The sequence below is a fragment of the Mesobacterium hydrothermale genome (assembly GCF_035818635.1).
GTDB lineage: Bacteria > Pseudomonadota > Alphaproteobacteria > Rhodobacterales > Rhodobacteraceae > Mesobacterium_A > Mesobacterium_A hydrothermale.
The window spans coordinates 202,237-219,597 of record NZ_JAYLLH010000002.1 but is presented as its reverse complement, the minus strand read 5'-3'; the positions used below and the strand labels follow the sequence as shown (position 1 = coordinate 219,597).

The window sequence follows — 17,361 nt, the reverse complement described above, 5'->3', positions numbered from 1 at the left end:
AGTTTTCCGATTTGGATTTGCATTCAATCGTCAGCGACGAGAGCCATGAGCACCGTGACGGGTTGAATTCTCCCAAACAGGACGCTTCCACCGGCAATGTCACGGATAAACGTTGTGGCTTCCGAATAGTTCAAACGGGCCATCGAGAGTGATCTTTCCAAAGCGGCCACCTGACCCTGCCAGAGTTCGACTGGACCAGCATCGGGTGGTGATTGCCTACGACGCTCCAAAGCCAGCTCTCTGTTTCTGATTTCTGCCTGAAAATGGGCGCTTACTTGCAGCGCGAAGACTGCAAGTTCTTGTCGAACATTATTCAAGACCGACGCCTTGTGCTGCTCCACCCGCGCTGCAATCTCAGCCACCTGTCGAGACCGGATCAAATTCACAACCTCCTGCTTCTCGAGAGGTACAAACGGAGTCCGCCCCTTGGCCAACGCGTTGTTGGTTGATGGGGTTATTGGCTCAAGGCACAGGTCCACGTCATCTTCTGCCAAGTCTTGCCAGCAGTCGCGTGCCTTTCGAGAGCCAACACGAATGAGCTTCGCTGGCGCTGCGATCCTCACCTTGCGCTGGAGTGCGCAAAACAGGGATTGGAGCGCATTCCGGTCGACGGTGAGTGCTCGTTTCTGCGCATCTGTCGGCGCGGATTCGAGGATCTCCTTTGCTTTGGATGTCCAAAGTTGTGGAAGCAGTTCATCCGGAAACGGATCAATCTGCGCTACCGAAATGAGCGCCAGTGGACCGATCCCTCTTGCTGGGTGCCCTTCAGGCAACCTGACGCTCGTCTGCACAACCGTCCTTGCCGTTCCGAAACCATTGAAACATGCGGCTGTGTAGCCTGCGACCAGACCATCGTGCAGTTCTTCGCCGTGATCCAAAAAGCGCAGTGGGCGTCCAGATCTTTCGCCATCTCCGGAACGCTCCCCATCGTCTGTGAAAACGGCCTTCCGAGGTGGCGCTGAGATGTCTGCTCGACGGTAGATGAATGGGACGTGCCCCGACATCCAGTTCTCTCGGGACGCGCCAGGTAGAGCGAAAGGGCTATCGCCCGCACGCCCTCTTTCGCCGACACCATGATACCAGATCGTCTGAAATCCGTAGTCGTCGACCTTGTCACGTCGATGGCCGACGTCGAAATCTCTGGAAGCGGTTATTGACTTCAGCCATGCACCGATTGCTCGCTCTTCTCGCCGTACTGGTGTATCCGTTTTGTGCGCCAGTTCAGAAAGCATCGCCGGCGCTGGACAAGGCTTCTGACGCCACCGTTCGAATTCATCAGCTGCCTGTTGATGTGTGAAAGGATTTGCTTCTTTGAAACGAGAAGGCATTCCCGTGCCGTTTCCCGTAAGTGGAGCAAGCGAAAGGGTTGCCCTGCGCCCGATGGCAGCACGCCCCAGCACTGTCTGAAGCTCAGCCAGTTCTGAGGGTGAAAGTGGTGGCAGCGGGGCGTCGAATACGCCAAGTGCCGCGACCGTGTCTGCAATTGCGGCTTCCTGAGATCCTTCGATCAGGATGCGCCAGATATCGAAAATTCGTCTCGAGCCTTTTCGGTCGCCCGTAAGGCCAATACGGTCCACCCGGCCGATCAGCTGGTCGATAGCATCAATTCCCCAAGGCAAAGAAAAAAAGATGATCCCTTCGGCCACATGGTGAAGATTGAGCCCTGCTTGCACCCAGTCGCCGACGAGTAGAAGGCGGCTCTCGCCGGACAGCAACGGTGCAAGCGTTTCCTGGATTTCGCGAAGATTGGTGACCCCTTCGACCTCCGTCGCTGCAGGGCGCCGTAGCACCGAGATGCCATCTGAGAGGAAAGGGAAGTACCTTGGAAGTGCTGCGCCCAGCATGTCTATGGTTGGATTGTCTCCACAGACAATGATGAATGCGCGATCCTGATCATGGCACCATTGCTCCGAAAGGATGTCGAGCAAGGCCTCGAGGCGACTGTCACCGGGATCTTCGAGTGACTTGATGCGTGCGGCTTCTGCCAGCTGAGCGAGAGCCCCTCCCCGTGTTGCAAGTTCTGTCAGAACCGTCCGCGCCGCTCTCGCGCTGCGCTGCAGGGCCCGTGCAGCTGTCCAGGCAGGTCCCTGGATGCCTTCGGCTGGATCTGCGTCCCCAAGCACCAAGGCAGCGATCTCATGCCGCATTCGCTCGGAAGCAAGTGGTTGCAGCCGAACCTCATGATTGCGTCTCTGCGGCAGATATTCGCCCCATTCGGAACGACCGTTCCTTATGATGCGCCGTGATGCTGCCGACTGCATGAAGCCTCGGGCCCAGTCTTCAGGGCTATCCGATCCGTCAAGAGCCGCAACTGCCGCCTCCTCGCGCTCTTGCAGAACGGCAGCTACGCTACGACCCTCCAGCCGCGCAAGCGCGGCAGCCCCCGGCTCGATCATTCGCAAGATCGGTTCGCGCCAAACAGGATCGCCAAGTCTTGGAGTGGCGGATAGAACAAGAACTTGCCGAAACTCGTCAGCTGCCTGCAAAATGACTTGAATCGCATCTCGCGGCATCGTTTGGGGCTCGTCAACAATCAAGAGATCGAACACAGCAGGATCCGCGCTTATTGTTCGCGTGCCCTGTCCAGGACGTGTCATCAGATCGCGCGGGCGCGCCAGCGTGACTGGCGACAGTTCGTCGTGAATACCATCTCCGATCGAACCGGCGATAGCAGGCATCACGTGGCCTCGGATCCAGCATTCCTCCTGCCACTGCGCCAACAGATTGTCTGGTGCAATCACGAGGGTTCGGTGTGCGGAATGTTGCCAGCGCAGGGCATTCACGATCATCAATGCCTGCACTGTCTTGCCGAGTCCCACTTCGTCCGAAATCAAGTGACGAATGTGGGCGTCTCCAAGGACCCGGCGCACAGTTGCAATCTGGTAGGGCAAGGGATCAGCGGCGACCCCGAGGGCGCCACCCAGACCAATATCGAGAGCCGAAACCCTTCGCCGCAACGCCTGCACGCAATTCACGAATCTTAGGTAGTGGTCCATCAGATGGCACTCTCAATCGGCAGGTCTCCAAGCGCGAGTTTGCGTCGAAGCGCAACGTAACGAACGGCTCTACTGGTTCGGACATCCGAAAGTCCCTTTGCCACGAACTCTCGCCAACCTTCGGTTTCCACCATTGCCTTAGGCGAAAGCCACAGCTGCAACATGGTTCGGATTTCAGAACGTCCGAGCCAACGGAGCCCGGGTCGTCTGGAGGCGTCAACATGGGTAGAATCAAGAAGATCGACCAGGTCGTCCTCCGTAAGCTCGCTATAAAAGGGCTTGATAAGTGCCGACCACCTCGCCTCCGGCAGAATGAACGGGCGGAACATCGGAAGCAGCGGGATTTCGCGCGAGCGTTCCAGCGCATCGCGCCATGAGTCTGCGGGACGGGCCATGTCCACTTCGTCGAAGGCTTCAATACCGTCCGCTTCCAATTTCTGTCGCAAGTCTTCATATGCATCGATCACCGCAAGATCGAGCTCTCCGGCCAGATCTTCAGTCCACTGCAACAGCGCTTCCGAGATGTCCGGTACAGCCTCTCGAAGGCGGACGACCAATCGCTCTCGCAGAAACTCCTGATCGTGGGCAGTCTCAATGTTCGGCAAGTCCTCGCCGGAGACCAAGCCAAGGGCGTCGGCACAACGAAGTAGCGCGCCATGCGGGGAAAGAATCGAGAGATCGATACCTGCTTCCAACCTGCGCCATCTCGCTCCGCAAAGCTGCTCGATCAACGCGGCTTCAAGCTCCTCGACCACCGACCTTCGTTGCCAGTTTCCAAGAAGGTCATTCGCTTCTGCAAGTTGCCACGCAACATTTGCGCGGGCCAATTCGATGATTCCAACGCCATTCTCGCTCGACGTCGGTTCCCGAAGTAATGCAGGAAGTGACACTCTCCTGCGGTCTCCCAAGCGAAGCCGAGTGGACTCCGATCCAGAAAGGATCAGGCCCGCCGTCAGCGCCTCGTGGTCGGCCGCATCCGGCAGTACCAGCCGGGTTCCTCCCGAACTGCGGTCACCTGCTGCCCCGAGAAGAGGCGCAACGACCGTCGCGGTGATCGAAGGGATCGCTCCTGCGTCTTCGCCGCTCCTTGTCCACTCGCCCGTCTCCCCGTCATAACGTATCTCGCGGCGAACTGGTGGAAGCGAAAACACCTTCTCCAGAAGACCCTCGGCTTCGACATGCAGTCGCAAGCCGTTTTCGTTTGCTCGCTGCCCAGCCAACTTTGTCTGGATTTCACGCAGCACCGAAGAACGTCCCGCTAACCTCGCCGGAAGGCGGTCGATCACACCTTGGACCACGAGCGCCGGCTCGTTCGGGGAAACCACTCGAATGCGGATCGGAACAGCCTCAAGCGCAAGGGGAGCAGTCACTCTGATCTCAAGTCGGCCTGTCTCGAGATCGGAGACATTTGCGTTGGCCGGCAACAATTTCACCATGGCCGGTTCAATGTCCGGCGGCTCTACTACTTCGAACTCCAGCCTGTCGTGTTCTCGACCTTCGACCGGTTCGATCACATGAAGACCAACGTCAGGTCTGATTGCCTTCCAGTCGGTGCCGCCGATACTCAGAGGATCGCCTGAGGTCACCGCTCCATTGAGAAGGAATTCAGTGTCCGCCACTCCCCGCTGCGAAACCAGAATCGGAAAGTCTTCAATGAACCTGTTTGAAGCCCCGGGCGCAGGCAAACCAGTAATCCTGAGAGTTGGAACGCGGTCTGCTATCAAGAACCCGCGGCGACGCAGGAACTCGATATCCGAGGGGTTGGATGTTTCGAGGGTCCGCGTTTCGACGCTATTGTCATCACCTGCTTGAATGAGCTGTAGAATCCTGGATTCGGGTTGAAGCTTTTCGCCTGGAAAAACAGCGTGAGCTGCAAGGCCATTGGACTCAACAGCGAAATACTCCGGTTCAAGCGGTTGCAAACGTTCCAAAGTGGTCTGTGCAATTCCCTCATCAAGATCGACAGCGTCGTCGCGGCGCAACGGAGATATCGGGAAAGGAGCAATGTTCTTCAGGACGATTTCACCACCGGCAAGGAATGCGCGAAGCGAGATCACATGAATCCCGTCAACCGCCCGTATGCGGTCACCATGTATGCGCAAAGCGGCGATCACTTCATCTCGCAGCTGGGCCGGCAACGTTGGCCCACGAATACCCAGATGTCTTGGCTCGCCATCCCTCAGCGCAAGAACAAAGCGGGATGCCGCAATCTGGGTTAGGCGTGCCGTTCTTCTTGCGACCGTCTTCCTAGCCTCAGTGATTGCTCGAAGCGCACCCCAATCCTTTCGGATATCCCGATCGACTCGCGCGAGAAAGCTCCCAGACAGCCAGCCTTCCGACTCAAGGGCAAGCAGCCTGCGAATAACCTCGAGGGCAACGTCCCCCTGAAGGAGCCAGTTCTCGAAGCGGCGACTTGCATGCCCCGCCGCAAGCGCTCTCAGGTATTCGAGCAGCCGGTCCGTATCATCGGCTGAGACTCCTGCCCTGACAGCACGTCTGAGGGCGTCTGAGAGCCAGGGCTGAATCTCAAGAGGCACCACGGAGTTGCCGATCGGCCATGAGATATGGGGGAAATGGCGTTCCCAAGGGCTGTCGCCGGGTCGCGCGAGGCGAAGCTTGTTATGTCCGAGCTCGAACAGCCGAGACAGACCGGAACGGAATGCAGGCCCCGCCTCTACCCCGAGTTCTTGAGAGAGTACCGGCCAGAAATCGGTTCCTGTGCCCCGGTATCGGTACCCCACCTCCGTTGCAGCCACCAGCAACGGAAGATAGTTCCACGACCACACTGCTCCCGCGAGTTGCGGATCCTCCTCAATCTGTCGCGAGACCGACCTTCTCAGCACTTCCAGCGCTGGCTCGTCAAGCCCGTGCTCGATAGCAAAGACCGGCAGTTGGCCCCGTGTCTGAGCAAGGCCGACAAAGCGCTTGGCAAGTACCTGATGTTGGTCGGTCAGCACATTCGCACCATACATCTTTCCATCCGAGTTCGCACAACGTCACGGAACACGATCACCACAGGGACAGTCCGAGGCAATCATCGCAAGGTTGACTACTAACTATCGGAACGTCAATCATAATTGGGAGGTGTATAGAGAGGTGCTGTGTGACTTCTGAAACTGCGCTTGCGCCCGGCCGGTACATGCCAGACGTACCGGCCGACGGCAGCACAAGAGCCATCGCAGATCTGGTCCGGCGCATCGTCCATGCGCGCCGTGGGCTCAGCCGCGCCGAAGCTGTGAATTGGGTTTTGCAGTTTCTGGATGACGTGGACCGCGCTGACGCCACGGCCCGAGTAAACGGAGTGATCGACTTGCTGTGCGAGTTGCAGGACATTGGCCACGGCACGATGCGCGACGAGCGAGTTCTGGTCAGCCTGCCGGAGCGTCGGGTTGCACTGCCGGACGGCATGATCGTGGCCCTCGGCGATCATGGCATCTCCGTCGGAACAGGTTCCGAAAAACTGTTTCCGGAAGTCACTGGAGGCACGACCGAGAGTCTGGTCGAGGTTCTAGCGTCATTTGATGAGTCCGAGTCCCTGATTGGCCACCAGGCAATCGAGCCTTTCGGGCGGTGGACTGGAGACGGCAAGATGCCTGCTCCACTGCGCAAGGCACTTTCGCTCAGCGGAACCTTCGATCCAGTCGAGCAGAAATGGTCGATAAGTGAAGAGAACACCTCCTTCCTGAATGAGTGGTTCGGCCTCGCCCCCCTCGCTTTTTCAGATCTGGACGCTGTGCCCGATGAGACCCAGCTTCGCGTGGCGAAGTCTCCTGCTGGTCTGAGAATGGTGGTCGAGGCTGGCCCCGGGAGCGGCAAGACCCATGTGGCATGCGAACGTGTCATCTCCCTTGTGGAGGGAGAGGGGCTCGCCGCATCGCGCATCCTGCTACTCAGCTTTACGCGCATCGCGGTTGCGGAACTTCGGGACCGGATCGGTCGCCGCCTGGGCGAATTACCGAACGCCGCGGCGCTGCAAGTCAGGACGTTCGACTCTTTCGCGGCGCGCCTGCTTGCAAATGCCGGTTTGGGTTTTTCAGGCAGCCATGACGCCAGCATTCGGGCTGCGACAAGACTGATGCGATCGGACAACCCGCTCGTTGCAGATGCACTTGGTCAGCTGGAACACGTGATTATTGATGAAGCGCAGGATCTCGTCGGCGACCGCAAGGAGATGTGCGAGGCGCTTCTTGCGTTGCTCCATCCCACCTGCGGAATAACGGTCTTCGGAGATTTCGCACAATCGATCTACGGTTACCAGCGCAGGGGCTCTTCGGGTTCCACGTTGCTCGCAGAAGTCGCGAAGAGCTCGGATTACGCTTGCGATCAACTTGGGCGCGACCACCGCACCCGGACGGAAGCTCTGAAGGAAATGTTCTCCTCTGTTCGCGAGACATTGAGAGGTGATCCAGTGGGTTCACGGGAAGGCTACTTTCGTGTTCGAGATCAGATCAGGAGCGCTGCGGTTGAGAATGACATCAAGAGCTTTACGGTACATCCCTCTACAACAGTCGGTCTTATCCTGACGCGTAGCCGTCGCGGCCTCTTCACTGCCGCTGAACAAATGCGCGCGGCTGGCAGACACTTCCGGCTCCGCCTGCCCGACCGCCCAATCAGGATCGAGCCATGGATTGGCGCACTTCTGGGCGGTCTTCCGCCTACAACCCGTATGTCGCAAAATGACTTTCGTTCACTCCATGAGGCACTGAGCCCGGCGCCATGGCGGAACGTTGAGGAGTGCTGGGAGATCCTGCTCGATCTGGATGCTTCGGGTCGAGATATGATTTCTGTTGCCAACATCGCCGAAGGTCTTGAGGATCCGCCCCTCGAGCTCATCAGCAACCACGAGGGAAGTTCGGGACCTTTGCTCTCGACGATCCATGCGATCAAGGGGAGAGAGGCTGAGAGGGTCATGCTGCTGCTCACGCGGGCACCATCCGGCGACCGTGTGGACTGGGCGGAGGAAGCCCGCATCCTTTATGTTGGAGCAACCCGCGCAAGCTCGGAACTGCGGACAGGGTGGATCAGCCCCAGAAAATTCTACAAGATCGGGGATCCGGAGCGCTACTGGGCCGCGCATCCCGACCATAGGATGATCGAGATCGGACTTGAGGGAGATCTCGTCGACTGGGCCGAGTTCGTGCGTTCGGGCCATGTCGTCAATGAGGCGGAAGCAATCTCGTGCATTTGGCGTGCATCGATCGATGAACCGATAGTGGCGGCCTATCCTGATACAGACGGACGTCTGGTTCTGAGGATCGGAGATCAGGACGGAGCTGCGATCGGGTGCCTGTCGCATGACTTCATCGACTTGGTCCAGGCGCTACGAAAGGTCGATCGGGATTCCGCGCTTCCAGAAGTCGTCGCGGGAATTTCTGTCGTTGGCGCGACTACGATTGTTGTGCCCGGGCGGTCCGGAGAGGCCCCGCGCCTTGCGCTCATGCCACTCCTCGGCGGCTTTGGCAGCATTCCTCGTTGAGCGATAATTCTTGTTTCTGGAGAACGTAAATGATTGATGCGCGCGACACGATCCTGGAACGGATGAAGGTTGATCTCATCGGCCCGGAGGAGTCGAATGAACTGATTTCGGATCGGCCGACTGATCGATATCTGACCGGAATCCTGTTCCCGCCTCGCACGACGATTTCGCCGGAAGATGACGACGAAGCGAGCGATGCTGACGATGCGGATGCGGTGGGGACCGCGCTGGATGGGGTTAAGGCAGCTTCAGCATTCCGACCAAGTTCGGCTGGTCTTTCCTTTGCCATCCGACCGAGCGGTTCGGCGCCCAGACTGCGGGTTCGGGTGGATGGGGCTCGTTACAGGCCCGAAAGCGCGGCCGAAGACAGCGCCGGTTCATCGAGGAAGCGGGTGCAGAGCTGGCGGCGAGATCCTCAATTTGCCGAGGTTTCACTAGAACTCGCGGAACTGCGCGAGCAAGCGGCGCCCGTCGTCAGCCTTGCAAGCCGCGGGCTTGCCGGAACGTCCTTGCACTGCCGCATCGCCCCTTGGGGTGACATTCTGCTCGTGACGCTTGCGGTGACAAACGACGCGAGGCCAACCGAAACAAGAAGTCGCGCAGCCAACGAGGAAGCAGCGCTTTTTCAGTTTTCGCTGAGTGTAGAATGCGAAGCCGATTGCAAGTTCGTTCCAAAGCCGGACAGGGCTGGATTGGCGAGCGACGAAGACGATGCCCGGGCGGCCGCCTTGCTGTATCGGGACGTCCAGCAATTCGCAGTGGGTCACACCTGTTCCGCGATGTGGGACGAGCCCGTTGATGGGACGGTATATCAGGTGAGGACCAGCTGGTTTCCGGAAGCCACCGTCCATGTCGTCAGCGCTGAAGGCGATATCGAGTTTCGGCAGGGCGAAGCTCGGTTGCCGCTTGCGGCGTCATGGCTTGCATCCGAAGACGCCCCCAGTCTCATCGCAGGGCTGAAATCGTTCGTTGCCGCCTACACAAAATGGGTTGCGAGGATGGAAGGTGCAGCGCTCGACATGCCGCAGGAGCACGTCAAACAGGCACATGTGCATATGCAGCGCTGCCGAACCGCTGAACAGCGGATGCGATCTGGCATTGCGCTCCTAGAGTCATCACCCGAGGTGCTAACCGCTTTCAGGCTCGCGAACACCGCTCTCGCGCTTCAGTACTCATGGCGCATCAATCCAACGCCTCCCGAACTGATCTGGCGCCCGTTTCAGCTCGGTTTCGCACTCCTGTGTCTGGAGTCGATTGCGAACCCCGACTCCTGTGATCGCGAGACGATGGATCTGCTTTGGTTCCCTACCGGTGGTGGAAAGACCGAGGCCTACCTTCTACTGACAGCTTTCACGATCTTCCTGCGTCGTCTCCGCGCAGCGGGGAACCCGAGCGGCGCGGGCGTGACAACGTTCATGCGCTACACCCTCAGACTTCTGACCATCCAGCAGTTCGAGCGCGCAGCTGCTTTGATCTGTGCCTGCGAGATGGTCAGCCGAGGCAAGGTCAAGCTGCAGAATATCGACCTTCCTGCACACTTCGCGACGGACATGCCAATTTCCTTGGGACTTTGGGTAGGAGAAGGTGCCACGCCAAACAACGTGTCGCAGGCAGCGCAGGTACTCGATACCGAAGCGGACAGCTCGCCGGCCCAGTTACGCAGTTGCCCATGCTGTCATGAAGTTCTCGACTGGAAAATCTCGTCGGACAAGAGCCGTGTAGAGGTACGCTGCCTCAACAAGTCATGCGATCTGGAGCGGGAACTGGCATTGCTCCCGGTCTGGACTGTTGACGAGGACATCTACCGAGAGCAACCTACATTGTTGATCTCCACGGTCGACAAGTACGCGCAGATAACAAGAAACCAGAAAACCGGCTGCCTTTTTGGCATCGGAACGCTGGCGGATCCTCCGGAGCTGGTGATCCAGGATGAGCTCCACCTGATATCAGGGCCGTTGGGCAGCCTGGCCGGGCTCTACGAGACCGCGATCGATGAAATGTGTCGCTCAAATGCGGGCGTGAGGGCCAAGATCATCGGCTCAACGGCAACAATCCGCAGAGCTGACGACCAGATCAAGGCTCTGTTTGACCGCAGATCTTTTCAATTTCCCCCGCCCGGGCTGGATCACACCAATTCGGGTTTCGCGATCGAGAATCGTGATGTTCCGGGCCGTCGCTATGTAGCCTTATCGACCGTTGGTCGCTCGGCCAAATTCACTCAACAGGCTGTCGCGGCATCTCTGCTCCAGGCAGCTACCGACGCGACGCTACCGGCAGACAGGCGCGACGGATACTGGACCCTCGTCAATTACTTCAATTCGCTCAGAGAGCTGGGTGGCGCACTCGTTCTCATGCGCGACGACGTTGCGCGCAGTATCCGGGACTATACTGCGCGGAGGCCGGGTGAGGTCGAGCGCGACGCCGGGACACAGATCGAACTCACCAGTCGTGTTCGTTCCAGCGATATTCCCAAGTACCTCAAGGATCTGGAGCGTCCGTGGAACGATCCCGACCATGTCGACATCGTTCTGGCGAGCAACATGATCTCGGTCGGGATGGATGTTTCACGGCTGGGCCTGATGGTCGTCAATGGTCAGCCAAAGACGATTGCCGAGTATATCCAAGCCACTAGCCGGGTTGGCAGAAGCCAGCAGGCACCCGGGCTTGTGATCACCTTGTTCAATGCGGCCAAGTCCCGCGATCGCAGTCGTTACGAAACCTTTGCCAGTTGGCATCGCAGTCTCTACCGCGATGTCGAGGCAACAAGCGTGACTCCCTTCGCCCCGCGTGCGCGCGATCGTGCACTTCATGCTCCCTATGTCGCATTGGTGCGCCATCTGGTTGATGGGATGGAGAACCCGGGCGCAATCGAACACCATCAAAGGGAGGCTGAAACACTCCTGGAAACTGTAATTGCCCGCATCAAGCGGATTGATCCGGCAGAGGCAGATGCTGCGCGCGCGCAACTCAACTCGTTCCTTGATGACTGGTTCGACCGACAGGGTCTGAAGAACTATTGGAACGACTATGGAGAAGCTCTTCTGACTTCGGCGGAAGCGGCAGCGGAGCGCAGGAACAGGGCTCGCTTTGCCGGGCAGAAGCCGACCCCGAACTCATTGCGTTCCGTTGAAGCATCGGCATCTTATGTTCTTTTGGCAGGCGGATCGTACAAGGGAGCAGCACAATGAAATCGATCGGAAAAATTCGCCGGAGTCAGGTTCTGACAGGCAATGGCCCCGGTGCGATAATTGACTTCAGAGGCGAGAACGGTGCGCCGGTTTCCGTGGTGGCGGCTGGTCTTGAGGCCTGGGATCAACTGGCCATCAGGAAGGGGCTTCTGAACGATCAACGCATTCATCATGAGCCACTCCAGGCGAGGCTCCAGGTGAACGGGTTCCGGTTACCTCCCGTCGGAGACGAAAAAGTTGGCAGGGAACAGCGACCACGCCTTTTGCCCGCCTACAGGTTCCCGGATTGGCATGTCTGTCCGAAATGTAACCACCTGCAGCGTAGCCGCTTCTGGAGTTCCGAGATCGGGAAACCCGAGCTTTGGTGCACTTCCTGCAGTTCCGGGCGAGGCAAGCGCATGAAGAAGGCATACGTAGTGCCGGTTCGCTTCATCGTGACGTGTCCGGCTGGCCATCTTCAGGAATTTCCCTGGATGTCATGGCCGAAGCATGCTGACTCCTGCTCCCGGAAGAAGCCTCTCAAGCTCATAGGGGAAGGAGCCGGGTTGAAGGGGCTCAAGGTCCATTGCACCGAATGCGAGGCCGAACGCGATCTGGATGGAGCCTTGTCGCCTAGCGGGTTGGGCCAGATTTCATGCGAGGGCAGATCTCCGTGGCTCAAAAAGCAGTCCGAACCCTGCAACCATAAGCCCATTGCCATTCAGCGCGGTGCATCGAACGCCTATTTCCCCGTGATGGAATCTGCGCTCGACGTGCCGCCATTCGGCGGTTCCTTCCGGGATATGTTGGAGGAATTTTGGCCGGACATCATTGCGCTGGATGACAGGGCGCAACTTCCCGACTTCGTACGGAAACGAATCCTTCCCAGATGGCCTGAGCCTGACACCAAACCGGAAGATCTGACCGCGCGGATACTGACCCTGCTGACAATGCTGGACAACAAGACCGGCGACCTGCGTCCCAACGAGCACCTGATGCTTTGCTCGGGTGGCCCGGACGGAGAAGAGTTCCCGGAGTTCCAGATCTCGCCTCAGGTGATCCCGAGCGATTTGAAGGGCGTTCTGGACCGTGTAGTCTCGGTCGAGAGGTTGCGCGAGGTCCGAGCTCTCAAGGCATTCACTCGTCTCAGTCCGTTGGAGGCCGCCGACGACAGCACTTTCGTGGCACCGCTGTCCGAGAAGAAGTTGAACTGGCTTCCGGCCATCGAGGTCCGCGGGGAAGGCATATTCGTCAACTTCGACGAGACTGCCATACGTTCATGGGAGAATGACCCGAACGTAGTCGAGAGGGCTGCAAAGGCGCATCAGGCCGCCGAGCGTGCATGGCAAGACCACAATGGCAGCGATCGCCCATTCCCCATGACGATCTCGGCGAGGTTTCTATTGGTACACACTACGGCCCACGCGCTGTCGGAGCGACTGTCACTCGACAGCGGGTACTCGACAGCATCCATCCGAGAGAGGTTGTACGTCTCGCCAGATCTTGGCGGGATGTGCGGATTTCTTCTGTACACGTCCGCACCCGACTCCGATGGAACACTGGGCGGGTTGTCACGAAAGGGACGCTCCAGCGAGATTGGCCCGATCCTGCTCTCCGCACTTCGGGATCTGGAGTGGTGCTCTTCAGATCCGCTTTGCAGTAGCGGCATCCTTTCGCTTTCCGAAGGCTCTGGGTCCGCAGCCTGTCACTGCTGCACCTTTCTCCCAGAAACCTCATGTGAGCATTTCAACCGCCACCTCGATCGCGGCATGCTGATCGGAACACCAGAGAACCCTGAACTTGGCTTCTTTCGCAAACTTCTGGGTGGAGGGTCCTGAAGATGGCACGGATGTATCCAAGGGAACTGCCACGTCATGTTCTTGAAAATCCGAAACTGTCTTCGGAGGTCCGCGTCTATGAACGCATCAGGGACAAACTGCCAAGGGATTACAACTGCTACTATTCGCGCTCCTGGCATGAAGCGGATCGCGATGGAGCCGAGTTCGACGGAGAAGCGGATTTCATCGTCGCGCATGCGGAACACGGGTTGCTGTTCCTCGAGGTAAAGGGCGGGAGGGTGAGCTGCCGTGAAGCCGATGGACAGTGGCTCAGTGAGGACCGTGACGGGTTCAAGTTCCGCATCAAGAACCCGATATCCCAGGCGCGGAGCAGCAAACACCATTTCCTGAAGCGCCTCAAAGCAAGCCGGGCGCTGAAGGGGCGTTTCATCAGAGCACGCCATGGCGCGATCCTTCCAGGCAGTGTCCGTCCGCAGCGGGCGTTGGCAGCGGATGCGCCGCTCGAAATCATCGCGTTCGGGAACGACATGGAATCCCTAGATCGCTGGATTGTCCGTCGGATGACCGAAGGCGACGACCATGGCGAAAGCGCTTTGGGGTTGGATGGCCTGAGAGCGCTGGAAGAGCTACTTGCAAGCCATTTCGAACTCAGGGCCCACATCGGACTAAGCCTTGCCGACGATGCCAGAACCATCGAGCGACTGACGAGCGAACAGGCGTGGATCCTCGACTCGCTCGCGGATAACAAGGAAATGGCGATTTCAGGGGGCGCAGGCAGTGGAAAGACAGTGCTAGCCGTTGAAAAGGCCACCAGGTCGGCAGCTGACGGGCGACGTACGCTTCTGACATGCTACAACGCGCCGCTAGCGGCCCATCTTCGAACGGTCTGTCAGGGTAATGAAGGCCTAGTGGTAGCCAGTTTCCATTCACTTTGCCGAGGCCTCGCACAAAAGGCTGGCATCGAACTGCCCTCGGATGGCGACCAATCGGTGTTCGACCACCTACTTCCCGAAGCGCTTGTGGATGCTGTCAGTAACATCCCCGATCTCGGCTTTGACACTGTCATCATTGATGAGGGGCAGGACTTCCGAGATTCCTGGTTGCACGCGCTGCGTCTCACCATCAACGAGCCGGATACCGGCGAATTCTATGTATTCTACGACGACAATCAGCGCCTGTTTTCTCCGGAAAAGGGGTTCATGGATGCTCTCCCCGCATCGTCCATCGCGCTGACACGGAATCTTCGAAACACGCGGCGGATTCATGATCTGATGACAAAATGGTATCAGGGCCGGCGAAGCATCCCTGCAGGACCTGAGGGGGAGCCGGTTGGGTCCATAGTGTGTCGCAAGGGCGAAATGGCTCCAGCGCGACTGAACGAACGGATAGCACAGCTTGTACGCTCAGGCCAAGTCAAGCCGGGACAGATTGCGGTGCTCTCTGGGACGGGTGACGCTCTAGCTGCGCTTGGCGAGAGAATCGCCGGAAATGCGACCTGTCGTGCGGATGGTGTGCGACCTGATCATATCGTCCTTGATACGGTCCGACGCTTCAAGGGTCTGTCACGTCCTTGCGTCTTCCTGATCGGGATCGAGGGCCTCACCGATCCCGAACTGATCTATGTTGCGACAAGCCGCGCAAATGTCTTGCTTGAACTCGTCGGGACAGCTGATGACATCGCGCGCCTGAAGCAAGAAGTTCAGCCCGTCGGACAGTGAAGGCCCCCCAAACAGGTTAGGTCTATCCACAGTCGAACAGGTCGTTTCGCATCGGGGCCACATCGGCCGATGACATATCCGGCTCCCCAGGATCAGTGCAGTTCTATGCGGAATTGATGCCTGAAATGGCATTCAACACGACGTCTGCGATCTGGCGTGCCAGAAAGGGCGGCACTGCGTTCCCGACCTGGACGTACTGCTGGGTCCGGTTGCCCATGAACAGGTAATCGTCGGGGAATGTCTGCAAGCGCGCAGCTTCACGTACCGTCAGGCTGCGGCACTGTAAAGGATCAGGATGTATGAAGTAGTGACCATCTTTCGAGATATGGCTGGTCACCGTGGTTGATGGCTCATCAGCTAGCTGGACTCTGAAACGATCGTTGAACTTTCCGCTATGCCAATTGCGATGATCCGGAATCAGCACGAGCGGAAAGTCGGCGGCTTTGGGGCTGTAGCCGCGGACGGCCCCAAACACGGAGGCGAAGAGGTAGCGACCAAGATCAGACGCCATATGTCCACGCGTTTCATGCTGGGCGATTGCGCGAAGTTCCGGACGCTCGAGCCAACGAAGCAGTTCATCGTTCGAGTCGCCGTAGCCCTCGCCAATCCGTGTGTCCTTGCGCCTGACCGGGGCTTCCGCCGCCATGCGCCTCGAAACGGAAGAGAATGCCTCGCGGAGCGGTTCGCACTCTTCATCGGTGTAAATGCGCGACAGTATTCTCGCAGCCTCGACAACCTCCTGCCGCCAGTCTGCCGCGCTGTCCGCCCCTCGACTGATGCCACTTCGCAGGCGCGGCATCGTACCAATCGCGTCACTGACCGTTCGCGTCCGCTCGGAGACGGCCATGCTGACGCCCGCCGTTCTGGCGGCCAGATCAGACCGTATTCCGACGATGATTACCCGGTGACGCCGCTGCGGAACACCGAACTCTTCAGCACGTACAACGAAGTCCGAGGGCCGCATCGCCTCCTGCAGGCAGGCCTTCCCGTCTGCGATCCGAATGGCCCGCAGCTCGTATTGATGGCCATGGCCACCGCCGAGGGAGGTAAGGTCCTCCATCAACATCTCGAACACGAGCCTGCTTTCGACCGTCGAGGACAGCATGCCCTTCACGTTCTCCATCACGAAGGCTGCCGGCCTGAGCTTGTCGAGCACCCGAATGTACTCGCGGAACAGGTAGTGCCGTTCATCCTCCTCCGGCACATAACCAACCTTGCCCCTGGATCGGGCCCGACCCACGAGGGAGTACGCCTGACACGGCGGGCCCCCGATCAGGATCGTGTCGTCGTACCCCGACTTCAGTTTCTCGATGGCGGCATCGATCTCTGTTGCCGCGGCCTTAGTGCCGAGCTCGAGACCGCGGGCCTCCTCGACGGCCAACCGCCATGCACCCGCATCGACTTCCGACCAGTCCGGTTCAGGAATTTCTCCCGCATGGAAATCGATGAACTGTTTCGGCAATCTGCCACGACGTGACCGGTACTCGCGCAGAAACGCGCGCAGCGTCAGCGTCAGGTGAGCCGATGCCTCTTTCTCGACCGAGATGCCGATCCGGAACGGTGAGTGTCCGTCCGCGACGAGGGATGCAAACCCCTCACCCAGTCCGCCGGGCCCGGCGAAAAGATCAACAATGCCGAAAGTCGAAGGCAAATCAGGCTCCTGACGATTTTCATCCAGCCGGTGTATACTAGGTTCAGAGGCGAAAGCCAGGATGCATATGACAGATATCGTGGATCAGCAGACCCGGTCCCGCATGATGGCAGGAATCAGGGGAAAGGACACGAAGCCCGAGCTTGTGCTAAGGCGGGCGTTGCATGCGCGCGGTTTTCGCTTCCGTCTGCATCCGAAAAATGTCCACGGGCGACCAGACCTCGTTCTGCCGAAGTATCGCGCCGTCGTCTTCGTCCATGGCTGTTTCTGGCATCGTCATCAAGGGTGCCGCCACACCACCACCCCATCCACCCGCTACGAGTTCTGGCAGGCCAAGTTCACCTCGAATGTCGCTCGGGGCGCAGCTGTTCGCACGAGGCTTCTGGAAGACGGGTGGCGCGTTGCAACGGTGTGGGAATGCGCGCTCAGGAAACCGGATCAGATTGCCGCGTCTGTAGACAGACTTTCCGCATGGCTACGATCCGAGGAATACCAGATCGAAATCGGCGACACATAGGTGCAGTAGCCCTGACACGCCCCTTGACCAGCTCCCT

8 protein-coding genes are annotated in these 17,361 nt (G+C 58.8%); 5 read left to right on the top strand and 3 right to left on the bottom strand.

The genetic code is table 11. The features are described 5' to 3' along the window. Positions 1-23 precede the first annotated feature (23 nt). The gene (locus VK792_RS02530) at positions 24-2,996 is read right to left on the bottom strand and encodes an SNF2-related protein (protein ID WP_326295775.1); all 2,973 of its coding nucleotides are present in this window, start codon (positions 2,994-2,996) and stop codon (positions 24-26) included. Next, positions 2,996-5,968: a hypothetical protein gene (locus VK792_RS02525; RefSeq protein WP_326295774.1), complete on the bottom strand. Its 2,973-nt coding sequence runs from the start codon at positions 5,966-5,968 to the stop codon at positions 2,996-2,998. The genes VK792_RS02530 and VK792_RS02525 overlap by 1 nt, the downstream gene beginning before the upstream one ends. A 167-nt stretch (positions 5,969-6,135) precedes the next feature. Between VK792_RS02525 and VK792_RS02520 the strand changes: the two genes are divergently transcribed. The 4 genes from VK792_RS02520 to VK792_RS02505 are packed head-to-tail and all read left to right on the top strand — an operon-like array spanning position 6,136 to position 15,156. Continuing rightward, a complete protein-coding gene (locus VK792_RS02520; protein WP_326295773.1) occupies positions 6,136-8,472 on the top strand; it encodes a UvrD-helicase domain-containing protein in 2,337 nt (778 codons plus the stop codon). A gap of 29 nt (positions 8,473-8,501) precedes the next feature. Continuing rightward, positions 8,502-11,660, top strand: a complete 3,159-nt coding sequence (locus VK792_RS02515; RefSeq protein WP_326295772.1) for a helicase-related protein — start codon at positions 8,502-8,504, stop codon at positions 11,658-11,660. Next, a complete protein-coding gene (locus VK792_RS02510; protein ID WP_326295771.1) occupies positions 11,657-13,477 on the top strand; it encodes a DUF1998 domain-containing protein in 1,821 nt (606 codons plus the stop codon). Before VK792_RS02515 ends, VK792_RS02510 begins: the two co-directional genes overlap by 4 nt. Before the next feature lie 2 nt (positions 13,478-13,479). Further along, the gene (locus VK792_RS02505) at positions 13,480-15,156 is read left to right on the top strand and encodes an NERD domain-containing protein (protein WP_326295770.1); all 1,677 of its coding nucleotides are present in this window, start codon (positions 13,480-13,482) and stop codon (positions 15,154-15,156) included. 103 nt (positions 15,157-15,259) lie between these two features. On the opposite strand, the gene VK792_RS02500 is transcribed toward VK792_RS02505, so the two are convergent. Continuing rightward, a complete protein-coding gene (locus VK792_RS02500) occupies positions 15,260-16,807 on the bottom strand; it encodes a DNA cytosine methyltransferase (protein ID WP_326295769.1) in 1,548 nt (515 codons plus the stop codon). Positions 16,808-16,874: 67 nt separating this feature from the next. On the opposite strand from VK792_RS02500, the gene VK792_RS02495 reads away from it, so the two are divergent. After that, positions 16,875-17,324, top strand: coding sequence for a very short patch repair endonuclease (locus VK792_RS02495; RefSeq protein ID WP_326295768.1), 450 nt, complete (start codon positions 16,875-16,877; stop codon positions 17,322-17,324). Positions 17,325-17,361: the final 37 nt, after the last annotated feature.

Bases quoted from the DNA above. Each gene is read 5' to 3' on its own strand.
- VK792_RS02530 (WP_326295775.1), bottom strand. From the start codon at position 2,996: ATGGACCACTACCTAAGATTCGTGAATTGCGTGCAGGCGTTGCGGCGA.
- VK792_RS02525 (WP_326295774.1), bottom strand. From the start codon at position 5,968: ATGTATGGTGCGAATGTGCTGACCGACCAACATCAGGTACTTGCCAAG.
- VK792_RS02520 (WP_326295773.1), top strand. From the start codon at position 6,136: ATGCCAGACGTACCGGCCGACGGCAGCACAAGAGCCATCGCAGATCTG.
- VK792_RS02515 (WP_326295772.1), top strand. From the start codon at position 8,502: ATGATTGATGCGCGCGACACGATCCTGGAACGGATGAAGGTTGATCTC.
- VK792_RS02510 (WP_326295771.1), top strand. From the start codon at position 11,657: ATGAAATCGATCGGAAAAATTCGCCGGAGTCAGGTTCTGACAGGCAAT.
- VK792_RS02505 (WP_326295770.1), top strand. From the start codon at position 13,480: ATGGCACGGATGTATCCAAGGGAACTGCCACGTCATGTTCTTGAAAAT.
- VK792_RS02495 (WP_326295768.1), top strand. From the start codon at position 16,875: ATGACAGATATCGTGGATCAGCAGACCCGGTCCCGCATGATGGCAGGA.